Source organism: Hylemonella sp. W303a (assembly GCF_046452315.1).
Lineage (GTDB): Bacteria > Pseudomonadota > Gammaproteobacteria > Burkholderiales > Burkholderiaceae_C > Hylemonella.
The window spans coordinates 240,486-262,467 of sequence record NZ_JBKFDG010000006.1 but is presented as its reverse complement, the minus strand read 5'-3'; the positions used below and the strand labels follow the sequence as shown (position 1 = coordinate 262,467).

The 21,982-nt window shown below is 65.1% G+C and carries 21 protein-coding genes; 13 read left to right on the top strand and 8 right to left on the bottom strand.

Going from position 1 to position 21,982, the window contains the following annotated elements; genetic code table 11:
- The first annotated feature begins 65 nt into the window (after positions 1–65).
- From ACLBKS_RS13270 to ACLBKS_RS13235, 8 genes are all read left to right on the top strand, one after another.
- Complete coding sequence (locus ACLBKS_RS13270; RefSeq protein ID WP_410193276.1) at positions 66–929, top strand: amidohydrolase family protein; 864 nt, start codon at positions 66–68, stop codon at positions 927–929.
- A gap of 297 nt (positions 930–1,226) precedes the next feature.
- On the top strand, positions 1,227–2,393 hold the full coding sequence (locus ACLBKS_RS13265) for an ABC transporter substrate-binding protein (protein ID WP_410193275.1): 1,167 nt from the start codon (positions 1,227–1,229) through the stop codon (positions 2,391–2,393).
- Positions 2,394–2,517: 124 nt separating this feature from the next.
- Positions 2,518–3,396 carry a branched-chain amino acid ABC transporter permease gene (locus ACLBKS_RS13260; protein ID WP_410193274.1) on the top strand — a complete coding sequence of 293 codons (879 nt, stop codon included), beginning with the start codon at positions 2,518–2,520 and terminating at the stop codon, positions 3,394–3,396.
- Positions 3,393–4,358: a branched-chain amino acid ABC transporter permease gene (locus ACLBKS_RS13255; protein WP_410193273.1), complete on the top strand. Its 966-nt coding sequence runs from the start codon at positions 3,393–3,395 to the stop codon at positions 4,356–4,358. The genes ACLBKS_RS13260 and ACLBKS_RS13255 overlap by 4 nt, the downstream gene beginning before the upstream one ends.
- Positions 4,355–5,137 carry an ABC transporter ATP-binding protein gene (locus ACLBKS_RS13250; RefSeq protein ID WP_410193272.1) on the top strand — a complete coding sequence of 261 codons (783 nt, stop codon included), beginning with the start codon at positions 4,355–4,357 and terminating at the stop codon, positions 5,135–5,137. Before ACLBKS_RS13255 ends, ACLBKS_RS13250 begins: the two co-directional genes overlap by 4 nt.
- Complete coding sequence (locus tag ACLBKS_RS13245) at positions 5,134–5,838, top strand: ABC transporter ATP-binding protein (protein ID WP_410193271.1); 705 nt, start codon at positions 5,134–5,136, stop codon at positions 5,836–5,838. Before ACLBKS_RS13250 ends, ACLBKS_RS13245 begins: the two co-directional genes overlap by 4 nt.
- A gap of 57 nt (positions 5,839–5,895) precedes the next feature.
- On the top strand, positions 5,896–6,888 hold the full coding sequence (locus ACLBKS_RS13240; RefSeq protein WP_410193270.1) for a Bug family tripartite tricarboxylate transporter substrate binding protein: 993 nt from the start codon (positions 5,896–5,898) through the stop codon (positions 6,886–6,888).
- Between the two features lie 188 nt (positions 6,889–7,076).
- Positions 7,077–8,711: a methyl-accepting chemotaxis protein gene (locus ACLBKS_RS13235; RefSeq protein WP_410193269.1), complete on the top strand. Its 1,635-nt coding sequence runs from the start codon at positions 7,077–7,079 to the stop codon at positions 8,709–8,711.
- Here ACLBKS_RS13235 and ACLBKS_RS13230 read toward each other — a convergent pair.
- From ACLBKS_RS13230 to ACLBKS_RS13195, 8 genes are all read right to left on the bottom strand, one after another.
- Positions 8,698–9,690, bottom strand: a complete 993-nt coding sequence (locus ACLBKS_RS13230) for a Bug family tripartite tricarboxylate transporter substrate binding protein (protein ID WP_410193268.1) — start codon at positions 9,688–9,690, stop codon at positions 8,698–8,700. The two genes, ACLBKS_RS13235 and ACLBKS_RS13230, sit on opposite strands and share 14 nt — an antisense overlap.
- Positions 9,691–9,848: 158 nt before the next feature.
- Positions 9,849–10,721, bottom strand: a complete 873-nt coding sequence (locus tag ACLBKS_RS13225; RefSeq protein WP_410193267.1) for an ABC transporter permease — start codon at positions 10,719–10,721, stop codon at positions 9,849–9,851.
- Between the two features lie 7 nt (positions 10,722–10,728).
- Positions 10,729–11,598, bottom strand: a complete 870-nt coding sequence (locus ACLBKS_RS13220) for an ABC transporter permease (protein ID WP_410193266.1) — start codon at positions 11,596–11,598, stop codon at positions 10,729–10,731.
- Positions 11,599–11,619: 21 nt separating this feature from the next.
- Positions 11,620–12,750: an ABC transporter ATP-binding protein gene (locus tag ACLBKS_RS13215; protein ID WP_410193265.1), complete on the bottom strand. Its 1,131-nt coding sequence runs from the start codon at positions 12,748–12,750 to the stop codon at positions 11,620–11,622.
- A 45-nt stretch (positions 12,751–12,795) separates the two neighbouring features.
- Positions 12,796–13,863: an extracellular solute-binding protein gene (locus ACLBKS_RS13210; RefSeq protein WP_410193264.1), complete on the bottom strand. Its 1,068-nt coding sequence runs from the start codon at positions 13,861–13,863 to the stop codon at positions 12,796–12,798.
- Positions 13,864–14,046: 183 nt separating this feature from the next.
- Positions 14,047–15,237, bottom strand: coding sequence for a PLP-dependent aminotransferase family protein (locus ACLBKS_RS13205; protein ID WP_410193263.1), 1,191 nt, complete (start codon positions 15,235–15,237; stop codon positions 14,047–14,049).
- 44 nt (positions 15,238–15,281) lie between these two features.
- The gene (locus ACLBKS_RS13200) at positions 15,282–16,151 is read right to left on the bottom strand and encodes a shikimate dehydrogenase (RefSeq protein WP_410193262.1); all 870 of its coding nucleotides are present in this window, start codon (positions 16,149–16,151) and stop codon (positions 15,282–15,284) included.
- 1 nt (position 16,152) lies between these two features.
- Positions 16,153–17,271 (bottom strand): LysR substrate-binding domain-containing protein, encoded by a 1,119-nt coding sequence (locus ACLBKS_RS13195; protein ID WP_410193261.1) that lies wholly within the window; start codon positions 17,269–17,271, stop codon positions 16,153–16,155.
- A gap of 176 nt (positions 17,272–17,447) precedes the next feature.
- Here ACLBKS_RS13195 and ACLBKS_RS13190 point away from each other — a divergent pair, with 176 nt between their 5' ends.
- The 5 genes from ACLBKS_RS13190 to ACLBKS_RS13170 all read left to right on the top strand — a co-directional run bounded on the left by ACLBKS_RS13190 (position 17,448) and on the right by ACLBKS_RS13170 (position 21,965).
- Positions 17,448–18,149 carry a substrate-binding domain-containing protein gene (locus ACLBKS_RS13190; RefSeq protein WP_410193260.1) on the top strand — a complete coding sequence of 234 codons (702 nt, stop codon included), beginning with the start codon at positions 17,448–17,450 and terminating at the stop codon, positions 18,147–18,149.
- A 90-nt stretch (positions 18,150–18,239) separates the two neighbouring features.
- Entirely contained in the window at positions 18,240–19,280 is a 1,041-nt protein-coding gene (locus ACLBKS_RS13185) for an amidohydrolase family protein (protein ID WP_410193259.1), read from the top strand.
- 36 nt (positions 19,281–19,316) lie between these two features.
- Positions 19,317–20,009: a 4-carboxy-4-hydroxy-2-oxoadipate aldolase/oxaloacetate decarboxylase gene (gene ligK / locus ACLBKS_RS13180; protein WP_410193258.1), complete on the top strand. Its 693-nt coding sequence runs from the start codon at positions 19,317–19,319 to the stop codon at positions 20,007–20,009.
- A 48-nt stretch (positions 20,010–20,057) separates the two neighbouring features.
- Complete coding sequence (locus tag ACLBKS_RS13175; protein ID WP_410193257.1) at positions 20,058–20,966, top strand: ABC transporter substrate-binding protein; 909 nt, start codon at positions 20,058–20,060, stop codon at positions 20,964–20,966.
- A gap of 57 nt (positions 20,967–21,023) precedes the next feature.
- Positions 21,024–21,965, top strand: coding sequence for an amidohydrolase family protein (locus tag ACLBKS_RS13170; RefSeq protein ID WP_410193256.1), 942 nt, complete (start codon positions 21,024–21,026; stop codon positions 21,963–21,965).
- The last annotated feature ends 17 nt before the right edge of the window (positions 21,966–21,982 follow it).

The window sequence follows — 21,982 nt, the reverse complement described above, 5'->3', positions numbered from 1 at the left end:
GCGGACCCCAAGCTTTCTTCGGTGTTTACCCGCGAATTTCCCCATTCCAAAACCAGGCTTTGCGCATGGACCACAAGAATCTGATCGCCATCGACATCCACACCCACGCTGAGGTGAGCTGCTGGAATCCTTTTGACAATTACGGCGAGGAGTACGACCGCGCCGCTGATAAGTACTTCCGCTCCAGTCGTAGGCCGACGATCGCGGAGACGGTCGCCTACTACCGAGAGAGAAAGATCGGCTTGGTGATGTTCACCGTGGACAGCGAGGCGCAGCTGGGCCGCCGTCGCATTCCCAACGAGGAGATCGCCGAGGCGGCCAAGGCCAACAGCGACATGATGATGTGCTTCGCCAGCATCGATCCGCACAAGGGCAAGATGGGCGCGCGTGAGGCCCGTCGCCTGATCGACGAACATGGCGTCAAGGGCTTCAAGTTCCATCCGACGGTGCAGGGCTACCACCCGTACGACAAGATGGCGTGGCCGATCTATGAAGTGATCGCCGAGTACAAGCTGCCGGCCATCTTCCATACCGGGCACAGCGGCATTGGCAGTGGCATGCGTTGCGGCGGCGGCCTGCGGCTGGAGTACAGCAATCCCATTCACCTCGACGACGTGGCGATTGACTTCCCCGACATGCAGATCGTGATGGCGCACCCTAGCTGGCCTTGGCAGGACGAGGCTTTGAGCGTCGCCATGCACAAGCCCAATGTTTGGATCGATCTCTCGGGCTGGAGCCCCAAGTACTTTCCAAAGCAGTTGGTCCAATACGCCAACACGCTGCTGAAAGACCGCATGCTGTTCGGCAGCGACTATCCGCTCATCACGCCCGAGCGCTGGATGAAGGATTTCGAGGAGGCGGGCTTCAAACCCGAGGTGATGCCTGGCATCCTGAAAGACAACGCGGTGCGCCTGCTGGGCCTCACTTGAGAGCAGGATGCACGCTGCCTAGGCGTGCCGGCTTCTGACGGTTGAATATCGGGTTTACCCTGAAATTTCCGCTCCCTCGCGCCCGCTCATGCGCGGGGTAAGATATTTCAAACCGTTATATCTAACAGTCTGTTTTTTGGCTTGCGGATGCAACGGTTTGCAGCGACAGTAGCGCACCTTTGCCCCGTTGTGCTCTTGCGTTTCCGCTGCCGGGACGTGTCCGCGCGGTCATGGTGAAGTGCCGCGCGCTTGCGCGATGGCGGCCATATTCAGACTTATTAAAAGGAGTCAACTCTCATGAAAAAACGATCCTTCCTGGGCGCTTCGGCCCTGGCCCTGGTGGCCGCGCTCGGCTCCACGGCCGTGCTCGCGCAGGACGTGTTCAAGGTCGGTCTGATCGTGCCCATGACTGGGCAGCAGGCCACCACCGGCAAGCAGATCGAAGCTGCCGTCAAGCTCTACATGGCGCAAAACGGCGACACCGTGGCGGGCAAGAAGATCCAGCTCATCGTCAAGGATGACACGAGCATTCCCGATGTGACCAAGCGCCTGGCCCAGGAACTCGTGGTCCAAGACAAGGTGGACGTGCTCGCGGGCATGGGCATCACGCCCTCGGCCTTCGCCACCGCGCCCATCGCCACGCAGAGCAAGACGCCGCTGGTCGTGATGGCCGCGGCCACTTCCAGCATCACGCTGTCCTCGCCCTTCATCGTGCGCACCAGCATGACCTTGCCGCAGACCTCGTCGCCGCTGGCTGACTGGGCCGCGAAGAATGGCATCAAGAAGGTCGTGACCCTGGTTTCGGACTATGGTCCTGGCATTGATGCCGAAAAGTTCTTCACCGCCCGCCTGACCGCTGCGGGTGGCACCGTGGTTGAGTCGATGCGCGCTCCCATGCGCAACCCCGACTTCGCGCCCTTCCTGCAAAAGGTGCGTGACCTCAAGCCCGATGCCCTGTTCGTTTTCGTGCCCTCGGGCGCGGGCGCCGCGGTCATGAAGCAGTTCCAAGAACGTGGCATGGACAAGGCGGGCATCAAGCTGATTGGCACGGGTGACCTCACGGACGACGACCAGCTCAACGGCATGGGCGACGTGGCCCTGGGCGTCGTGACGTCCATGCAGTACTCGGCCTACCATCCCTCTGCCAAGAACAAGGCCTTTGTTGCCGCGTTCAAGAAGGCCAATGGCTTCCGCCCGAACTTCTTCGCAGTCGGTGGGTATGACGGCATGCATGTGATCTACGAAGGTCTCAAGGCCACCAAGGGTCAGGGCGGTGAAGCCCTGGTCAATGCCATGAAGAACCTCAAGTGGGAAAGCCCGCGCGGCCCGGTGTCCCTGGACCCCGAAACGCGTGACATCGTTCAGAACATCTACCTGAGCAAGGTGGAGCGCAAGGACGGCGAGCTGTACAACGTGGAATTCGACGTCATCAAGGACGTGAAGGACCCGGGCAAGGCCAAGTAAGGCTGAGCACATGGGGCGCCCCTGCACAGGAAGGGGCGCCCATGTTTTTTCATTGGCATCTTTCTCCTCCTCCTGATTCCGGATTCGTGTTTCTCGGGTTCGCGCTTTTCGAGTCTGTGTCCCCATGCTGACCATACTTTTCGACGGCATTGCCTACGGCATGCTGCTCTTCATCCTGGCGGTCGGCCTGTCCGTCACCATGGGCTTGATGAATTTCATCAACTTGGCCCACGGCGCTTTCGCGATGGTCGGTGGTTACCTCACCGTCATCTTGATGCAGCGCCATGGCGTGCCCTTCCTGCTGTGCCTGCCGCTGGCCTTCCTTGGGTCCGCGCTGCTCGGTGCCGTGCTGGAGCGCACCCTGTACCGGCCGATGTACAGCAAGCCGCACCTGAATCAGGTGCTGTTCTCCATCGGTTTGACCTTCATGGCCGTCGCGGTCATGGACTACTTCTTCACATCCAGCCAACAGATCGTCCAATTGCCTGAGTGGCTCAAGGGGCGTACCGAGCTGGGTGATGGCACCGCATGGGCGCTTGGCATGGGGCATTACCGCCTTTTCATCATCGCGGCGTGCGTGGGCTTGACGATTGCGTTGCAGACCATCCTGAGTCGCACCCGTTTCGGCAGCCGCTTGCGTGCCTCGGTGGACGACCAGCGTGTCGCTGCGGGCCTGGGCATCAACGTCAACGCCGTCTTCCTGCTGACTTTTGCCGCGGGTTCCGGCCTGGCGGGATTGGGTGGTGCGCTCGGCGCCGAGATCCTGATCCTGGACCCGAGCTTCCCCCTGCGCTACATGGTTTATTTCTTGATCGTGGTCGCCGTGGGCGGCACCTCCTCGATCACCGGTCCGCTGCTCGCCGCCCTCTTGCTGGGCATCGCCGACGTGGCCGGTAAGTACTACATCCCGCGCTTTGGCGCGTTCATCGTGTATTTCCTGATGATCGTTATCTTGATCTGGCGCCCACAAGGCCTGTTCGTGCGCAAGGGGGGCAAAGCATGAACGCGACGTCTTCTCTCCATGAGCACGCGCGCTGGAAGCGCTGGGAGCCTGTCTTCTGGCTGCTGGCGCTGGCCTCACCCTGGTATCTGAGTGGTCATGCGCTGCTCATCAACGAAGTGGCCATCGTCGCCTTGTTCGCGGTGTCACTTGATCTGATCATGGGGTACGCCGGGGTCGTGTCGCTGGGCCACGCGGCCTTCTTCGGCATGGGCGCCTACGCTGCGGCCCTGTTCGCCAAGCACATCCATCCCGATCCCGTGCTGGGCCTCTTCTTTGGCATCGCCGCCTCCACGGTGCTTGGCGCGGTGGCTTCGTTGTCCATCATGCGTGGCACCAGCCTCACCTTGCTGATGGTGACCATGGGTGTTGCCTTGATCCTCATGGAGTTGGCCAACAAGCTCGACTGGCTGACCGGTGGCGCCGATGGCCTGCAAGGGGTGATCATGGGCCCCGTGCTGGGCCGCTTCGAATTCGATCTCTACGGTCAGGTGGCCGCTTGGTACTCCCTGACGGTGTTGTTCGTGTTCTTCTTGCTCTCGCGCCGTTTCGTGCATTCGCCCCTGGGCGGCACGCTGATGGCGCTGCGTGACAACCGGCTGCGCGCCATGGCGATCGGTGTTCCCGTGACGGCGCGCCTGGCCCTCATTTACACCATCGCCGCGGGCGTGGCGGGCGCAGCGGGGGCGCTGCTGGCGCAGACCACCAGCTTTGCCTCGGTCGAGGTTTTCGCGTTCGACCGCTCGGCCGACCTGGTGTTGCTGGTCGTGATCGGCGGCGCGGGCTGGCTGTATGGCGGCGTGATCGGCGCGGCCATCTTCAAGGTGTTGCAGGATTGGATTTCCTCGATCACCCCGCAGTACTGGACTTTCTGGATCGGCTTGTTCCTCGTCGTGCTGATGATGGTGGGTCGTGAGCGTGTGATCCGTCCTTGGACTTGGGTATCGCGGAGCAAGAAAAAATGAGTGCTTCCGACATCGTTCAAAAAGACGTCGTCCTGTCGGCCCAAGGCCTGGTCAAGCGCTTTGGCGGCATCACCGCGACGGGCAATGTGAGCCTGGACCTCCAGCGCGGCGCGCGCCATGCGCTGATCGGACCCAACGGGGCGGGCAAGACCACGCTGATCAACCTGCTGACCGGCGTGCTGGAGCCGACCGAGGGCCGCATTCTGTTGGAAGGTGAAGACATCACCCGTCTCGCGCCGCACCAGCGTGTGCGTCGCGGCATGGTGCGCACCTTCCAGATCAACCAGCTGTTCGACACGCTGACGCCCTTGCAGACCCTGGCGCTGACCGTCTCTCAGCACATGGGCTTGGGGGTGCGTTGGTGGCAGCCCCTGGGGCGCGACCCCAAGGTCGTCGAGCGTTGCGAAGTGCTGCTGGAGCAGTTCCGTCTGACCGAGGTGATGAACCAGCGCACGGATGTGCTGGCCTACGGCAAGCGCCGCTTGTTGGAGATCGCCATCGCGCTGGCCTGCGAGCCGCGCGTGCTGTTGTTGGACGAGCCCGTGGCGGGCGTGCCCGCAGGCGAGCGCGAGGAACTGTTGCAGACCGTCGCGGCCCTGCCCGCCGATGTGTCAGTTCTGCTGATCGAACACGATATGGACCTGGTTTTCAGTTTCGCCAAACGAATGACCGTTCTGGTCAACGGCACGGTGCTCACCGAGGGCAACCCGGATGAAATCGCCAACGACCCGCGCGTGAAAGAGGTTTACCTGGGTCATGCGGAAGGGAGTCACGCATGAGTGCGCTTCTCCAAGTCGAGAACCTCAGCGCCGGTTACGGCGAAGCCGTGGTGCTCAATGGCGTGTCCGTCACATTGGATCAGGGCAAGACGCTGGCGCTGTTGGGACGCAATGGCACCGGCAAGACCACGTTCATGAACACCCTGGCTGGCGCCACGCGCCAGCACGGCGGCAGCATCAACCTGGACGGCGTGGCCTTGCACAAGACGCCCTTGCACCTGCGCGCCGCCGCTGGCATCGGGTGGGTGCCGCAAGAGCGCAATATCTTCAAGTCGCTGACGGTCGATGAGAACCTGACGGCGGTGGCGCGGCACGGCGCCTGGACCCCGGCCCGCGTCTACGAACTCTTCCCCCGCTTGGCCGAACGCAAGACCAACCTGGGCTCCCAGCTCTCCGGCGGTGAGCAACAGATGCTGGCCGTGGGCCGGGCTCTGGTACTCAATCCCAAGCTCTTGCTGCTGGACGAGCCTTTGGAAGGCTTGGCGCCCATCATCGTGCAGGAACTGCTGCGCGCCATTGGCCGCATCACGCGCGAGGAGGGCCTGTCGGCCATCATCGTGGAGCAGCACCCGCAGGCCATCCTGGCCATTTCCGACCAAGCCGCCGTGCTGGACCGGGGCACGGTGGTGCATTCCGGCACCGCCCGCGCTTTGCTGGATCAGCCCGAACTGCTCGACAAATTGCTCGGCGTGGCGCGTTGAGGCGACCCCTTCGCCTCGCGGGCTTCAAAAATTCCAGTTTTCCCTAGGAGTCACAACATGAACCGATTGAACCGGAGATCCGCTCTCGCCCTGTTGGGCACCCCCTTGGTCGGCGGCCTGGCGACGCTGTCTTCGCCCCTGGCGCTGGCCCAGAGCTTTCCCAGCAAACCACTGCGCATCGTCGTGCCCTTTGGCGCGGGCGGCGTGGCCGATTTGACCGCGCGCATCGTGGCGCAGAAGCTCAATGAACTGCTGGGTCAGCCCGTGGTGATCGAGAACAAGCCAGGCGCGGGCGGCGTGGGTGCGTCCGACCAAGTGGCCAAGTCCGCGCCGGACGGTCACACACTGCTGCTGATGTCCAACGCGACCGCGGTCAGCGCCACGCTGTTCAAGAGCCTGCCCTATGACTCGGTGAAGGACTTCACCCCGGTCAGCACCTTGGGGCTGTTTGACATCGGCGTCGTTGTTGCCAGTGACTCCAAGTACAAAAACTTCGGGGAGCTGTTGGCGGACGCCAAGGCGAACCCGGGCAAGCTCAACATCGGCAGCATCAACATCGGCAGCACGCAAAACCTCTCTGCCGAGCTGTTCAAGTCGGTCGCGGGCATCGACGTGCAGATCGTGCCCTTCAACGGCACACCGGCCGTGGTCAACGCCTTGCGTGGCAAGCAGGTCGACGCGGCGGTCGAAATCCTCGCGCCTGTCATGGGGCAGATCAAAGGAGGCGCCCTGCGCGCCCTGGCCGTGACGAGCGAAAAGCGCTCCGCCGCATTGCCGGATGTGCAGACAACCAAGGAAGCCGGTTTGCCCGCCTACCTGTCCTCGTCGTGGAATGCGCTGGCGGTGCCTTCGGCCACGCCCAAGGCCGTGGTCACTCGTCTGCACAAGGAGATCCAAACCGCGCTCGCCGACCCCGAAGTCAGCAAGAAGCTGCGCGAACTCAATATCGAGCCGCGTGGCCAAACGCCCGAGCAAACCGCCGCCTTCCTCCAGTCTGAAATCAAGCGCTGGGGCGACGTGATCGTGAAGGCCAAGATCCCGCTGCAGTGAGTGCGCCCTCTGCGCGGTCTTCGTGTCCGCGCATGATGGATTGCAAGAAATAACAGCTGTTCGAGAGGACGGCTGTTTTTTTTATGCCTGCCACCAAAACGGTTTCTCGGTTGCCATGAGAATGCCGAGGCCAGCGGAACCCGAGCTGCTGTTTACGCGCAGCTCTACCTCACAACACAAGGAAAAACATGAACTGGTTTGAAAGGATGACGGTGCGTCAAAAATTGACGGCCGGCTTCGGCGCGATTCTCCTGATCCTGGTTTTCCTCACCATCGCAGGTCTGCGCGAGGTGGGTGTCATCAAGCAGGCCCTGGGAGAAAACTCCGAGAAAAATTCGTTGATCCAGCGTTACGCGATCAACTTCCGAGGCAGCGCACACGATCGCGCGATCGCCATACGCGACGTGGCAGCCTCCGTCAGCCCGGAGGAACTGCGGCGCGAGGTCGCTGAAATCGAACGCCTGACTGCGTTTTACGCCAAGTCGGCGGTGCCGCTGGATCAGATGCTCGCGCAGGACCGGTCCATCCACCCCGAGGTGCCCCGCCTGCTGTCGGCCATCAAGGCCACGGAGGCCCAGGTACTGCCCTTGATCACCAAGGTGATCCAGCTGCGCACCGAGGGGCGGCGTGAAGAGGCGCAGCAAATCGTGTGGCGCGATCTCAAACCATTGTTCGTTGAATGGCTGGCCCGCATCAACGCCTTGATCGATTTCGAGGAGAACTTGATCCAGCAGCGTTTGGCGCAGGCCGAAGGCACGGCGACCGGCTTTTCCACGCTCATGATCGCCTGGACGGTCGTGGCAGTGCTGCTGGGCGCGGCCGCGGCCGCGCTGATCTCGCGCGCGGTCACGCGTGCCCTGGGCGCCGAGCCCTGGCAGGTGAAGGCCGTGGCCGATGACATCCGCTCGGGCAATCTCGCCGCCGACATCGACACCCGCGGCGCGGACCAGGACAGCGTGATGGCCGCCATGAAATTCATGCGCGACGGTCTGTTGAAGGTGGTCTCCGGGGTGCGGGCCTCGGCGCAGCAGGTCGCGGTCGCCGCGGTTGAAATCGAGCGTGGCAACCAAGATCTGTCCGCGCGCACCGAAAGCCAAGCCAGCACCCTGGAGCAGACCGCCGCGTCAATGGAAGAGTTGGGCTCCACGGTGCGGCAAAACGCTGACAGCGCCCAGCAAGCCAACCAACTGGCCCAGAGCGCCAGCGCCGTGGCGATGCAGGGCGGCGAGGTGATGAACCAAGTGGTGGAGACCATGAAGGACATCAACCAAAGCGCGCGCAAGATCGCCGACATCATCAGCGTGATCGATGGCATTGCCTTCCAGACCAACATCCTGGCGCTGAACGCCGCCGTGGAAGCCGCGCGCGCGGGGGAACAAGGTCGTGGCTTCGCGGTGGTTGCGGGCGAAGTGCGCAGCTTGGCCGGACGCAGCGCCGAAGCGGCGCGTGAGATCAAGGCCTTGATCTCGGCCAGCGTGCAACGGGTAGAGCAAGGCGGCGCGCTGGTGGACCGCGCGGGCACGACCATGGACGAAGTCGTGGCCAGCATCCGTCGCGTGACCGACCTGATGGGGGAAATCAGCACCGCCAGCGCGGAGCAAAGCGCGGGCGTGTTGGAGGTCGGCGAAGCGATCAGCGGCATGGACCAGACCACGCAACAAAACGCCGCCTTGGTGGAGCAGATGACCTCGGCCGCCGTGGATCTGAAGAATCAGGCGCAGGGTCTGGTGCAAGCCGTCGCGGTCTTCAAGCTCTCACAAGACGGCTCGGGCACGCCCGCGCTGGGGCGTGCCGAACCGGCGGGGCGACTCAGCTTGGCTTGATGTCGGCGGCCTGAACCACCGGCTTCCAGCGCGCGAATTCCGCCCGGATGTGCGCGCCGAACTTCTCGGGCGTGGTGGGGGCCGCGATCGCGCCCTCTGTCTGAAGGCGTGTCTTGAGCTCGGGCGCGTTCAGCGCTTGGTTGACGTGGGTGTTGAGCTTGCGCACGATGTCCGCGGGCACACCGGTGGGCGCGACGATGCCATACCACTGGTCCGCCTCGAAGCCTGCGTAGCCGCTTTCCGCCACCGTCGGCACGTCCGGCAGGGCGTCCAGGCGCTGCCTGCTGGACACCGCGATCGCACGCAGCTGGCCGGACTTGAAGAAAGGGATCAGCGCGGGCGCGCCGGTGAAGATCACCTGGGTCTGACCGGCCACCAGGTCCTGCACGGCGGGTGCGGTGCCTTTGTAAGGCACATGGATCATGTCGGTCTTGGTCTGTAGCTTCAGGTATTCGGTCGTCAAGTGCGCCGCGCTGCCATTGCCGCCCGATCCGTAATTGATCTTGCCCGGGTTGGCCTGAACATAGGCGACCAGTTCCTTCAACGTCTTGGCGGGCACCGACGGATGCACCGCCAGCACGTTGACCACGTTCGCCACCCAGGCCACGGGGATGAAGTCCTTGAGCGGGTCGTAAGTCAGTTTGGGATAGATGTGCGGGTTGACCGCGAGCGTCCCGATGTGGCCCATGAACAGGTTGTAGCCGTCGGCCGTCGCGCGGGCGGCCTTGTCCGCGCCGAGCGAGCCGCCTGCTCCTCCGATGTTTTCAATGACCACCGATTGGCCCAAGGATTTCGTGAGTTCCTGCCCGATGGCACGGCCCAGGATGTCCGCGCTGCCCCCGGGCGTGAAGGGCACGATGAGGCGGATGGGTTTGTTGGGGTAGCTGGCCGCGCCTTGCGCTTGCGCGGCCGCGCTGCTTGCCAGCGCCAGGGTGCCAAGCACGGTCAGGGTGGCCTCGCGGCGATTCGGATGCTTCATGTCTTCTGTCTCCATTGTGGTTATGGTCTTCAGCCTGGGGCTGCGGTTGCGTGAGCCATCGAAGTGTAGAGGCGGCACGACGGTTGGGCAATCCGCGCGCACCGGTCAAGCGCTGGGCTGCGCCGCGTTCGCAGTCGGGGTCAGGGTTGTGGTCGGTTTCAGTGGCCGGAGGGGGCCTGCGCGCCCTTGCGCGCCAGCAACAGCAGGGCGAGCGCGGCCGAGGCCAGCATCAGCAGCAGGCTCACGGCGTTGAGCACCGGCGTGGCGCCCTCACGCATGCGGCCGTACATCAGCACCGTGAGCGGAGCGTCGGAGCCGACGAGCATCAAGGTGGTGTTGAAGTTCTCGAAAGACATCAGGAAGGCCATGGCTGCCGCGCCCGCCATGCTGGGCCACAGCCAGGGCAGGGTGATGGTGCGCAGCACCGTGAGGCGGCTCGCGCCCAGATCCAATGCAGCTTCCTCCAACGAGCGGTCGAAGCGGCGCAGGCGCGCAGCAATGGTCAAGGTGGCGATGGTCGCGATGTAGCAAAACTGCCCCAGGATGACCAGGGGCAGGCCGGGTCGCAGGAAGTCCAGCTCCACGCCCCAGACCGCGTCGGCGAAATTCGCCAAGCGGCTGGCGAAAGCCAGGATGGAGATACCCAGGATCACGCCCGGGATCACCAGCGGCGCCATGCTCAGCAGCGCGAGCGCGCGCTTGCCCGGAAAGTCAAAACGCTCCAGCAGGAAGGCATTGCAGGTGCCCACCCCCACCGACAGCAGCGTGACCCACAGCGCCACCCAGGCGCTGATGCCGATGCTGCCCAGCAGTTCCGCGTCGTGCAGCAAGCCGGTGCGACCCTCGCCCGCGCCATCCGACAGGAACCAATCCAGCGTGAAGCCCCGCCAAGGCGGCGTGGGGTAGTCGGCGTTGTTGAAAGCGAAGACCGCCACCACCGTCAGCGGCACGAAGAGAAAGAGGAAGAACACCGCCACAAAGGCCGCGAGTCCGTGGCGTTGCAGGGCAGGGCGGGGCAGGCTGGGGATCATGGGCGCTTCATGGCGTTTGCATCACGGCGCCCAGTCGTTGCCGCGTCAGGCGCAGTCCTGCCCACACCAGCAGGCTGGACAGCACCAGCAGCAGGAAACCGAAGGCCGCGCCCTGGTTCCAGTTGAAGCGCGTGATGAACTGGGTGTAAATCTGCTCGGTGAACCAGAGCGAGTTCTTGCCCCCCAGCAAGGTGGGCGTGAGGTAGTTGCCCAGGCAGAGCATGAACACCACGATGCAGCCCGAGGTCATGCCTGGTGCCGCGTGGGGGATCACGATGCGCCAGAGGATGCTGGCGTGGCTGCCGCCCAGGTCGTAGGCGGCCTCGATCAGGCTGTTGTCCAGGCTTTCCAGGCTGTTGACCAAGGGGATCACCATGAACAGCAGCGAAGCGTAGACCAGGCCCACGAGGATGGTGGCGTCGTGGTAGAGCAGCTCGACCGGCTGCGTGGCCAAGCCCGTGGCCTGCAGCAGGCTGGACACCACGCCGGTTTCACGCAGCAGCAGGAACCAACCCAGGGTGCGCACCATTTCGCTGACCCAGAAGGGGAGCAGGCACAGCACCAGCAAGGCCAACTTGGCGCGGCCTTGCGCGACCTTGGCGATGTGCCACGCGACGGGAAAGGCCAGCAGCAGGGTGAGCGCCGTCGCCATCAGGGAAATGACCGCCGTGCGCACGTAGGTGCGCCAATACAGCGGCTCATCGACGAAGGTGCGGTAGGGGTCCAGGCTGAAAGCGTATTCGCCCGGCCCCACCCGGGTCTGCAGGGACAAGAGCAGCAAATCAATGTGGGGCAGCACCACCAGAGCACCCAGCCACAGCAGCGCGGGTGTGAGCAGCAGGGCCAGCATCCAGCGGTGCGACGAGTTCGTTGCCATGACGCAGTCCGGGCGAAGTTGTCAGGCCGCGAAGCACCAGGCCTGCTCGGGCCGGTAGCTGAACAGCACGGCATCGCCCGCGCGCAGGTCTGCCAGGCGACCGGTGAGTGGCAGGGCGATGTTCAAGGTCTGGCCACTGGCGTCCTCGCGCACTTGCACCGTGGAATTGCCACCATCGAACAGCACGCTCTGCACCCGCGCCTGCCAGCGCAGGCCGTCGGGTGCGGACGTCAGTTCATGGGTGCTCCGGCCGATCTCGATCGCCTCGGGGCGCACGAAAATCTGGGCTGTGTGTTCCGCCGCCAGCTGAGCATCGCCCGCGCGACGCGCATGCAAGGCCATGCCCCCCGAGGTGCGCAAGGTGACCCGCTCACCCTCGATGCGCTCCACCCGGCCCTCGACGCGGTTATTGTGGCCGACGAAGCCCGCGACAAAGGCGCTGGCCGGTTCGTAATAGAGCTGCTGGGGGCGGCCCACTTGCTCGAAGCGGCCCTGGTTCATCACCGCCACCTGGTCCGACATCACCAAGGCTTCGGATTGGTCGTGCGTGATGTAGACGAACGTGGTGCCGACTTCGGCTTGCAAGTGCTTGAGCTCCACCTTCATGTGCTCGCGCAGCTTCATGTCCAGCGCGCCCAGGGGCTCGTCGAGCAAAAGCAGCGCGGGCTCCAGCACCAGGGCACGTGCAATCGCCACGCGCTGTTTTTGCCCACCGGAAAGTTGCTCGATGCGCTTGTCCTCGATACCGGGCAGGCCCACGCGCCGCAGCATGTCACGCACCTGGTCTCGCGCCACGGAACGTTGGACCTTGCGCGCGCCGCCCAGTTGGCTGAGACCGTAGGCGATGTTCTCGCCCACGCTCATCATCGGGAACAGCGCCAGGTGCTGGAACACCATGTTGACGGGCCGACGGTTCGGCGGCACGCCCACCATTGAGTGGCCCTTGATGCGGATGTCACCTGAATCGGGCGTGATGAAGCCCGCGACCATACGCAGCAGCGTCGTCTTGCCGCAACCCGAGGGGCCGAGGATCGAGAAGAAGGAGCCGCGCCGGACCGTCAGGCTCAAGTCCTCGACCGCCGTGTACGCGCCGTAGCGCTTGCCGACGGCGAGGAGTTCGAGATCGGATTCGCCGTCGTTCACCAAGCGCATATCCCTGAAAAGACTGTCATGCGGAACTTGCCAGCTGGCAGGGGCTTACTGCGCCGCTTTCACGCGGTCCAGCACGCGGCCTTCGATGTCCTCGATGCCCGCGGGAACGGCCGGGTACCACTTGATGTTTTTCAGCGCGGCCTCGGGGAAGCTCTCCGCGAACTGCTTCTTCAAGGTGTCGTTCATCCGCTGGTCCGCGCCCTTGCTGGCCGTGAAGTTGCCCGCAGAGCTGGCGACCTTGGCCGCGATCTCGGGGCGCAGGTTGAAATTGATCCAGGCATAGGCCGCCTCGTCATTGCGACCCTTGGCAGGAATCGCGTAGGTGTCCACCCAGCCCAGCGCACCGGACTTGGGCGCGATGAACTTGATCTCGGGCTGGGTCTTGTTCAGCCCCCAGCCGCCCGTGTCCCACATCATCGCGGTGGTCAACTCGCCCGAGCGCAGGCCGGCCAGCAGCTGGTCCTTGCCGTCCCAGTAGAACTTGACGTTCTTCTTGCAGTTGATCAGGGTCTGGCCCACTTCGTTCATCAGCGCCGCATAGGCCTTGGCATCGTTGTAGAGCGCGAAGGGGTTCTTGCCGCTGGCGAAGGCGAAGGCGATCAGCGTGGGGCGCTTGAGGCGCATGCTGACCTTGCCCGCGTTCTCGGGAGCGCAGAGGTCGGGGTAGTCGCTGGCCTTGGACAGCTTGGTGTTGACCACCAGGCCGTCCGTGCCCCAGATGTGCGGCAGGCCATAGACCTTGCCGTCGACCGTGGTGTTGGCCTGGGTGGCTTCCAGCATGGAAGGAATGAACAGTTCGCGCTTGATCTTGGACAGGTCCAGCGGCTTGTAGATGCGGAATTCGGTCTGTGGTCCAGCGATGCGGTCCTGGCTGGGTTGGGCCAGGTCAAAGCCCGCGCCCGCGGTGGCGCGCAACTTGGAAATCATCTCCTCGTTGTTGGAGAGCGTGATCTCGACCTTGATGCCGGTTTCCTTGGTGAACTGCTCCACCACGTCCTTGGGCGCGTAGTCGGCCCAGGTCAGCAGGCGCAGGGTTTTGTTCTGGGCGTGGGCCAGGCCGCTGGCGGTCAGGGCCAAGGCGGCCAGAGTGATGCAGGTGAGGGTGCGCTTCATGGCAGGCTCGCTTTCTCGCAAACAATCAAAAATGGCTGGGCGTGACAAATGCCGCGTTCGGGGCTGCCTCGCCCACGGGCGGGGCAGGCAAAACGGCGAGTCACATTACCACAGCATTTTTGATGCCCGTTGACGAAGCGCCTGAGCGCCGAACCCAGGCTGCCTGGGTTGACAGTGCCTTGTTCAGCCCAGGGCTTGACCGAAAACGCGGCCCAGCGCGGCGATGCCCTGCTCGATTTGCGCGGGCGGCACGGTCACGAAGCTCAGACGCAGGGTGTTGGCGTGGCGCGCGTCTGGCGTTGCGAAGAAGGGCGCGCCGGGTACATAGGCGACGCCGGCCTCGACCGCGCGGTCCAGCAGGGCGGTCGCGTCCAGCGCCGCGGGCAGTTCAACCCAGAAGAACATGCCCCCGACCGGTGCGTTCCAGCGGCAACCGATGCCTTGCAGGTGGCGCAGCAAGGCCGCTTGCATGGCGTCGCGCTGAGCTTTGTAGCGCGCGCGGATGGTGGGCACGTGCTCGGTCAGGAAGCCGTTCTTGATGACCTCGTGCACCACGCGCTGGTTGAAGCCGGGTGTGTGCAGGTCGGCCGCCTGCTTGGCTTGCAGCAGCTTGGGGTAGAGCGTCTTGGGCGCGACCACGTAACCCAGTCGCAGTCCGGGCGCCAGCACCTTCGAGAAGGAACCGAGGTAGATGGCACCGCCGTTCTCGCCAATGCCCAGTCGCGCGCTCAGCGGCGCGGGCGGCGGCGCGTCGAACCAGAGGTCGCCATAGGGGTTGTCCTCGACGATGGGCAGGCCGATCGCGGTCGCCTTCTCGGCGAGTTGCGCGCGGCGCTGCGCCGAAAGGCAACGTCCGCTCGGGTTCTGGAAGTTGGGCAGCAGGTACATGAAACGCGCGCCGCGCGCGGCCTCCAGCGCCTCGGGCAGCGGGCCTTCCTCATCGCCTTCGATGGCAGTGAAATCACACTCGAAGGGCGCGAAAGCCTGCAGCGCGCCGAGGTAGGTCGGCGATTCGACCGCCACCTTGCTGCCCGGGTCCACCAGCACCTTGCCCACCAAGTCCAACCCTTGCTGCGAACCGGTGGTGATCAGCACCTGCGCCGCGTCGACCGGCAGGCCCTGGGTGCCCAACTCGGCGGCCACCCACTCGCGCAGCGGGCCATAGCCCTCGCTGGCCGCGTACTGCAGCGCTTCACGCGGCGTGTCGCGCAGCACGCGGGCCGTGGCCTCGGCCATCGCGGCGACCGGGAAGGTTTCGGCCGCAGGCAGACCGCCCGCCAGCGAAATGATGCCCGGGCGTTCGGTGACTTTGAGGATTTCGCGGATGGTCGAGGGATTCAGTCGTGCGGCGCGGCGGGCCAGGGTCCAAGGCATCAGGTTCTCCGGGAGCGGTGGAAAGGAATCAACGGGTTGGTTGTTCAGAGTGTGGCCTCGACCGCGCGGCGCAGCGCGGGCGTGACCTCGGGCAACACACCAAACCAATGCTGGAAGGCGGCGCGGGCCTGGTACAGGAGCATACCGAGGCCGTTGACGGTGACATGCTGGCCGCCAGGCCGTGTTCTGGCGGCCGCGAGCAGCGGGGTTTCGAGCGGGGTGTAGATCACGTCGCACACCAGGGCGGTGCGGGGCAGGGCGTCGAGCCGGATCTCCAGCGCGTCCTGGCCCGTCATCCCCAGGCTGGTGGTGTTCACCAACTGCGTGCAACCGTCGAGCGCCGCATGGCGTTGCTCCCAGGGCCAGGCGTGCCAACGCGTGCGTGGGTAATGCGCGCCGAATTCCGCGGCCAGGGCCTGGGCTTTGTCCAGGCTGCGGTTGCAAATGCGAATCTCGGGCGCGCCTTGCTCGCCCAGCACCGCCAGCACCGCGCGAGCCGCGCCACCCGCGCCCAGCACGGCCACCGGGCCCGCGTGCGGGCCGCTGTCGGCGCGCCAACTCGGCTGCGCTTCGCGCAGGCTCTGCACATACCCCTCGGCGTCGGTGTTGTAGCCCAGCAGCTCGCCGTCCTTGACGACCAGGGTGTTGATGGCGCCGATGCGCGCGGCCAGCGGGTCGACGCGGTCCACCAGCGACAGCGCCGCCACCTTGTGCGGAATCGTCAGGTTGCAGCCCGCGAAGCCCAGGGCACGCAGGCCGCTCAGCGCCTCGGGCAGTTGGCCGGGTTGCACCGGCAGAAGGACGTAGTCGCCCTTGAGGCCATGCTCGCGGATCCAGTGGCCGTGGATGACCGGCGAGCGGGAGTGGCGCACAGGCCAGCCCATGACGCCAGCGAGGGTGTAGGTGGATTCCATGTCAAGCAGCAGGGGGGAGCAAAGAGGGCGCGGAGGCATGCGTTGAGAGGCCGGGCGCGGAGAGAGGGTCAGAGGAGAAGACCTCGGCCGTGATCTGTTGAATCAGCTCGATCATGGCCTGTTGGGTCAAGGTGGTGGTGCGACCCGTTGCCGTGGCGATCACCAAGCGGCTGAGCAAGGGGCTGGTTCGTTCCCGATTGTCCGAACGGCCTTGTCCCAAGCCGATCGGGCATGCGCGGTAGGCTTCAGGCCGGGTCGCGCTGGTCAGGGCGTGGCGCGGCAGCACGGCATACCCCATGCCGTCGGCCACCAGGTCGAGGATGGCGGCCACGCCGTCGATTTCCAGTGCGATGGTCGGCTTGCAGCCGATGTTGCCCATCTCGGCCTCGACCAGCATGCGCAGCGCGTTCGGGCGGCTGGGTATCACCAGGGGCAATGTGCTGACTTCTCGCAGGCTGATGGTCTCGCCGCGCAGTTCGAGCTTGCCGGATTGGAGTTTCTTCGCAGGGGCCGCGGCGCTGGCGCCTGTGGCAAGGCCCGCGCCAAAGCCTGTGCCCACCCCTGCACCTGCACCTGCGCCAGCATTGTGGGGTGTGGGACCGCCGGTGTTGGGCCCGATCAGCAGCAGCATGTCGTCCATCAGCGGCATGGCATCGAACTCCGGGCTGGGCGGCGGGTTGTAGAGCAAAGCCAGGTCCAGTCGCCCGGTCAGCAGGCCTTCCTGCATGGAGATGGTCAGTCCCTCGCTGATGGACAGCGCCGCCGCGGGCAGGCGCTTGCGGAAGGCGCGGGTCAGCGGCACGGTCAGCAGCCGCGCGATCGAGGGCGGCAGGCCCAAGGCCACGCGGCCCGCCAGCGCACCGTGGACCCGCCCCAGGTCTTCGCGTGCACGGTCCACCTGGTGCAGGATGCCTCGCCCATGGTCCAGCAACAACTTGCCCGCCTCGGTCAGCGTGACGCCGCGTCCATTGCGCAACAGCAGGTTCTGGCGCAGCTCGACTTCCAGCTGACGCACTTGGCGGCTCAGGGCCGGTTGGGCAATCCCCAGCACGCCCGAGGCGCGCGTGAAGCTGCCCAGCTCGGCCACACGCACGAAGTACTCAAGCTGCTTCAGGTCCATGCCGGGATGAAATTTTGCGGATAACGGACTGTCGATTATGCCGAACTGCGATACCTGCTAGTAACTGCTTTGCCTAGCCCAGGGCAGAGGGCAAGGCGACAATCCGCAGCATCCAATTTGGGCATACGGATTCACCTGGGGCCCGCGTGCGGGCACCATGAAGGTGCTGACAGACCATGAGTACAGAGATTCTGGGCATTTCCTCGATGGCGACGCGCCTGCTGCTGGCCGAGTTGACGACGGCCTACGAGTCCGCGTCTGGAACGCGCGTGCGCATCGAATCGGTGGGCGGCGTGGACGCCGCCAAGCGCGTCGCGGCGGGCGAGGCCTTTGACGTGGTCGTCCTGGCCAGCGACGCCATCGACAAGCTGATCGCCGCTGGCCATGCCCTGGCGGGCAGCCGCGTGGATTTGGTGCATTCCGGCGTGGCGATTGCCGTGCCCGTGGGAGCGGCCCAACCGGATGTGTCCAGCGAAGCGGCGGTGCGCGCGGCCGTGCTCGCCGCGAAAAGCATCAGTTACTCCACCGGCCCCAGCGGCGTGGCCTTGGCCAAGTTGTTCGAGCGCTGGGGCATTGCCGATGAGATTCAGAGCCGCATCGTCACGCCTGCGCCTGGCATCCCCGTGGGCAGCCTGGTGGCCAAGGGCGCTGACAACGGCGGCGTGGCGCTGGGCTTTCAGCAATTGAGCGAGCTGATCCACGTCGAGGGCATCCGCATCCTCGGTCCCTTGCCCGAGGCGATCCAGATCACCACCACTTTCAGCGGCGCGGTGTGCGCCACCAGCCGACAGCCCGAGGCCGTGCGCGAACTGCTGCGCTACCTGGCCGCGCCCCAGGCAGCTGACGCCAAACGGCGGCAGGGCATGGACCCGGCATGAACCGAAGGCAATCCGAATGACCGGGCCCTTCATTCCCTCGCCCTGGTCAGACGACACGCGAACGACACGAACAAGCACAACGGAGAACTTATGAAGCAACCCCTCATCATCGATTGCCACGGCCACTTCACCACCGCGCCCAAGGCGCTGGAGAACTGGCGCAACCAGCAGATCGCCAGCATCAAGGACCCGTCCCAGACCCCGAAGGTCGCGGACCTGAAGATCAGCGACGACGAGTTGCGCGAGGCCATCGAGACGAACCAGCTCAAGCTGATGAAGGAACGCGGCAGCGACCTGACCATCTTCAGCCCGCGCGCCAGCTTCATGGCGCACCACATCGGCGACTTCCAGGTCAGCAGCACCTGGGCGGCCATCTGCAACGAGTTGGTCTACCGCGTCACGCAGTTGTTCCCGCAGAACTTCATTGGCGCGGCCATGCTGCCGCAGTCGCCCGGCGTGGACCCCAAGACCTGCATCCCCGAACTGGAAAAGTGCGTCAAGCAATACGGCCAGGTCGGCATCAACCTCAACCCGGACCCGTCGGGTGGCCACTGGAACAGCCCGCCGCTGACCGATCGCCACTGGTACCCCATCTACGAAAAGATGGTGGAGTACGACATCCCGGCCATGATCCACGTCAGCACGAGCTGCAATGCCTGCTTCCACACCACGGGCGCGCATTACATCAACGCCGACACCACGGCCATCATGCAGCTGATCCAGGGTGACCTGTTCAAGGACTTCCCCACGCTGCGCTTCGTCATTCCGCATGGCGGCGGTGCCGCGCCCTACCATTGGGGCCGTTACCGTGGCCTGGCTCAGGAGATGAAGAAGCCCTTGCTGCAGGAGCATCTGCTCAAGAACATCTTCTTCGACACCTGCGTCTACCACCAGCCTGGCATCGACCTGCTCACCAAGGTGATTCCCGTCGACAACATCTTGTTCGCCAGCGAGATGATTGGCGCGGTGCGCGGCATCGACCCCGAGAGCGGCCACTATTACGACGACACCAAGCGCTACGTGCAAGCCACGCCCAACCTCAACGAGGAACAGCGCTTCAAGGTCTACGAAGGCAATGCGCGCCGTGTCTTTCCCCGCCTGGACAAGGCGCTGAAGCAGCAGGGCCGCTGACCCGACACGACGAACAAGACATACAAGGAGCACACCATGAGCGTCAACGCACCGCTGGGCATCGTCAAGCGCAACATCACGCGCGCCGATGCCGCCGCCACCGACCGACTGGCCCAATTCGGCGTGGCCACCGTTCACGAAGCCCAGGGCCGCATCGGCCTGATGCAGCCCTACATCCGCCCCATCTATCCGGGCGCGCAAATCTCGGGCACCGCCGTCACCGTGCTGCTGCATCCCGGTGACAACTGGATGCTGCACGTCGTGGCCGAGCAGATCAAGCCGGGCGACATCGTGGTCGCGGCCCTGTCCGCCCCCAACACCGACGGCTTTTTCGGCGACCTGTTGGCCACCAGCTTCAAGGCGCGCGGCGCCCGCGGCCTGATCATCGACGGCGGCTGCCGCGACATCAAGACGCTCAAGGAGATGGACTTCCCCGTCTGGAGCCGCGCCATCAGCGCCAAGGGCACCATCAAGGCGACCCTGGGTTCGGTGAACATCCCGGTGGTCTGCGCCGGCATGATCGTCAACCCCGGCGACGCCATCGTGGCCGATGACGACGGCGTGGTCGTCGTCAATGCCGCCGACGTGCCCAAGGTGGCCGACGCCGCCGCCGCGCGTGAATCCTTCGAGGGCGAGAAGCGCGCCAAGCTGGCCTCCGGTGTGCTCGGCCTGGACATGTACAAGTTCCGCGAGCCTCTGGAAAAGCTGGGCCTCAAGTACATCGACTGAAGCCTTCGCCTCCACCGCGCCGCCCACCGCATGCCAGGTCGTTTCGACATGTCCCTCGCATCACTGTGCTCGACAGCCTCGCCCTTGCGCGGGGGCTGGGCGCGCGTGCTGCCTTGCGGGCTGGCGTCGCTCGCGGCCGCGCTGCTGACGGCCTGCGCGCTGCCGCCTTCCCTGGTGTCAGCGCCGGAGCCTCCCGAGTCACTCGCCGCTGCCGCGCCCGCGGCACGCTCCGTGCTGGCCCCGACCGGCGTGTTGCGGGTGGGCGTGTACGCGGGCAGTCCGCTGTCGCTGCTGGAGCAGCCGGGCGATCCGGCTCGCAATGCCGGTCTCGCGCATGACCTGGGCCGCGTGATCGCCGGCTGGCTGGACGTGCCATTTGAACTGGTGCGCTTCGAACGCTTGGCCGACCTGATGATCGCCATGGGCCAGGGTGAGGTGGACTTCACCGTCACCTGGACCAGCGAGACCTACAGCCGCGAGGTGAACTACAGCTTGCCCTTGCTTGATCTGGAGCAGGGTTACCTCGCTGGCCCCGGCACGGCCTTGCGCACCGCGGCCGATCTGAACACCCTGGCCTCGCGCCAGGGCGGCGTCAAGTTGGGGGTGCTCAGTGGTTCGGGGGCGCAGGCGCCGTTGGCGCGCCGCCACCCGCAGATCGAAATCGTCTCGCTGGGCAGTTACACCGAGGCCTCGAACCGGCTCGCGGCCCGGCAGATCAACGCCTTCGCGGCGAGCAAGAGCGTGCTCTATCCCATGGCCGAGCGCCTGGGCGACGGCGCGCGGGTGCTCGATGGCCGCTGGGGACTGGAGACGGTGGCCATCGCCATCCCCAAGGGGCGGCAGGCGGGCATGTCCTACCTGAGCCGCTTCGTGCTGAGCGTTCGGCGCGAGGGCTATTTGCAAGCGGCGGTGCGCCGCGCCGACTTGCGCGGTGCCGTCGAGCCGGCCATCCGCTGAGTCCAGCGGCTGGCGGCAGTTATTCATCACATACACAGGACCAGGAAGAACAAGACCATGAGTGGATCACCGACAACAGGACCTTTCGAGAAAACCAAGGGCTGGCTGGATTGGCACTGCGGACCCAGCAAGCCGCGTTTCCAACTGCCGCCTGGCGCGGTGGACGCGCATTGCCACGTCTTCGGCCCCGGCGCGCAATTTCCCTACGCGCCCGAGCGCAAGTACACGCCTTGCGACGCGAGCAAGGATCAGCTGTTCGCGCTGCGTGACCACCTGGGTTTCGCGCGCAACGTGATCGTGCAGGCCACCTGCCATGGCGCCGACAACAGCGCCCTGGTGGACGCTTGCCTGGCCTCCAACGGCAAGGCCCGTGGCGTGGCCACGGTCAAGCGCAGCGTCACGGACGAGGAACTGCAGCGCCTGCATGCCGCAGGCGTGCGCGGCGTGCGCTTCAATTTCGTCAAGCGCCTGGTGGACTTCACGCCCAAGGACGAGCTGATGGAAATCGCCAGCCGCATCGCCAAGCTGGGCTGGCATGTGGTGATCTATTTCGAGGCCGTGGACCTGCCCGAGCTGTGGGACTTCTTCACGGCCTTGCCGACCACCGTGGTGGTGGACCACATGGGCCGCCCCGACGTGAGCAAGCCCGTCGACGGCCCGGAGTTCGCGCTCTTCCTGAAGTTCATGCGCGAGCACAAGAACGTCTGGAGCAAGGTCAGCTGCCCCGAGCGTCTCAGCGTCACCGGCCCCAGGGCGCTCCAAGGCGAATCGGGTCTGGAGAGTGGCGCCTACAAGGACGTGGTGCCCTTCGCCCGCCGCATCGTCGAGGAGTTTTCCGATCGCGTCCTCTGGGGCACCGACTGGCCGCATCCGAACCTCAAGGACCACATGCCCGACGACGGCCTGCTGGTGGACTTCATCCCCCAGATCGCGCGCACCGCGGAACTGCAGCGCAAGCTGCTGGTGGAGAACCCCATGCGCCTGTACTGGGCGGATTGAGGTTTGAGGCACATCAA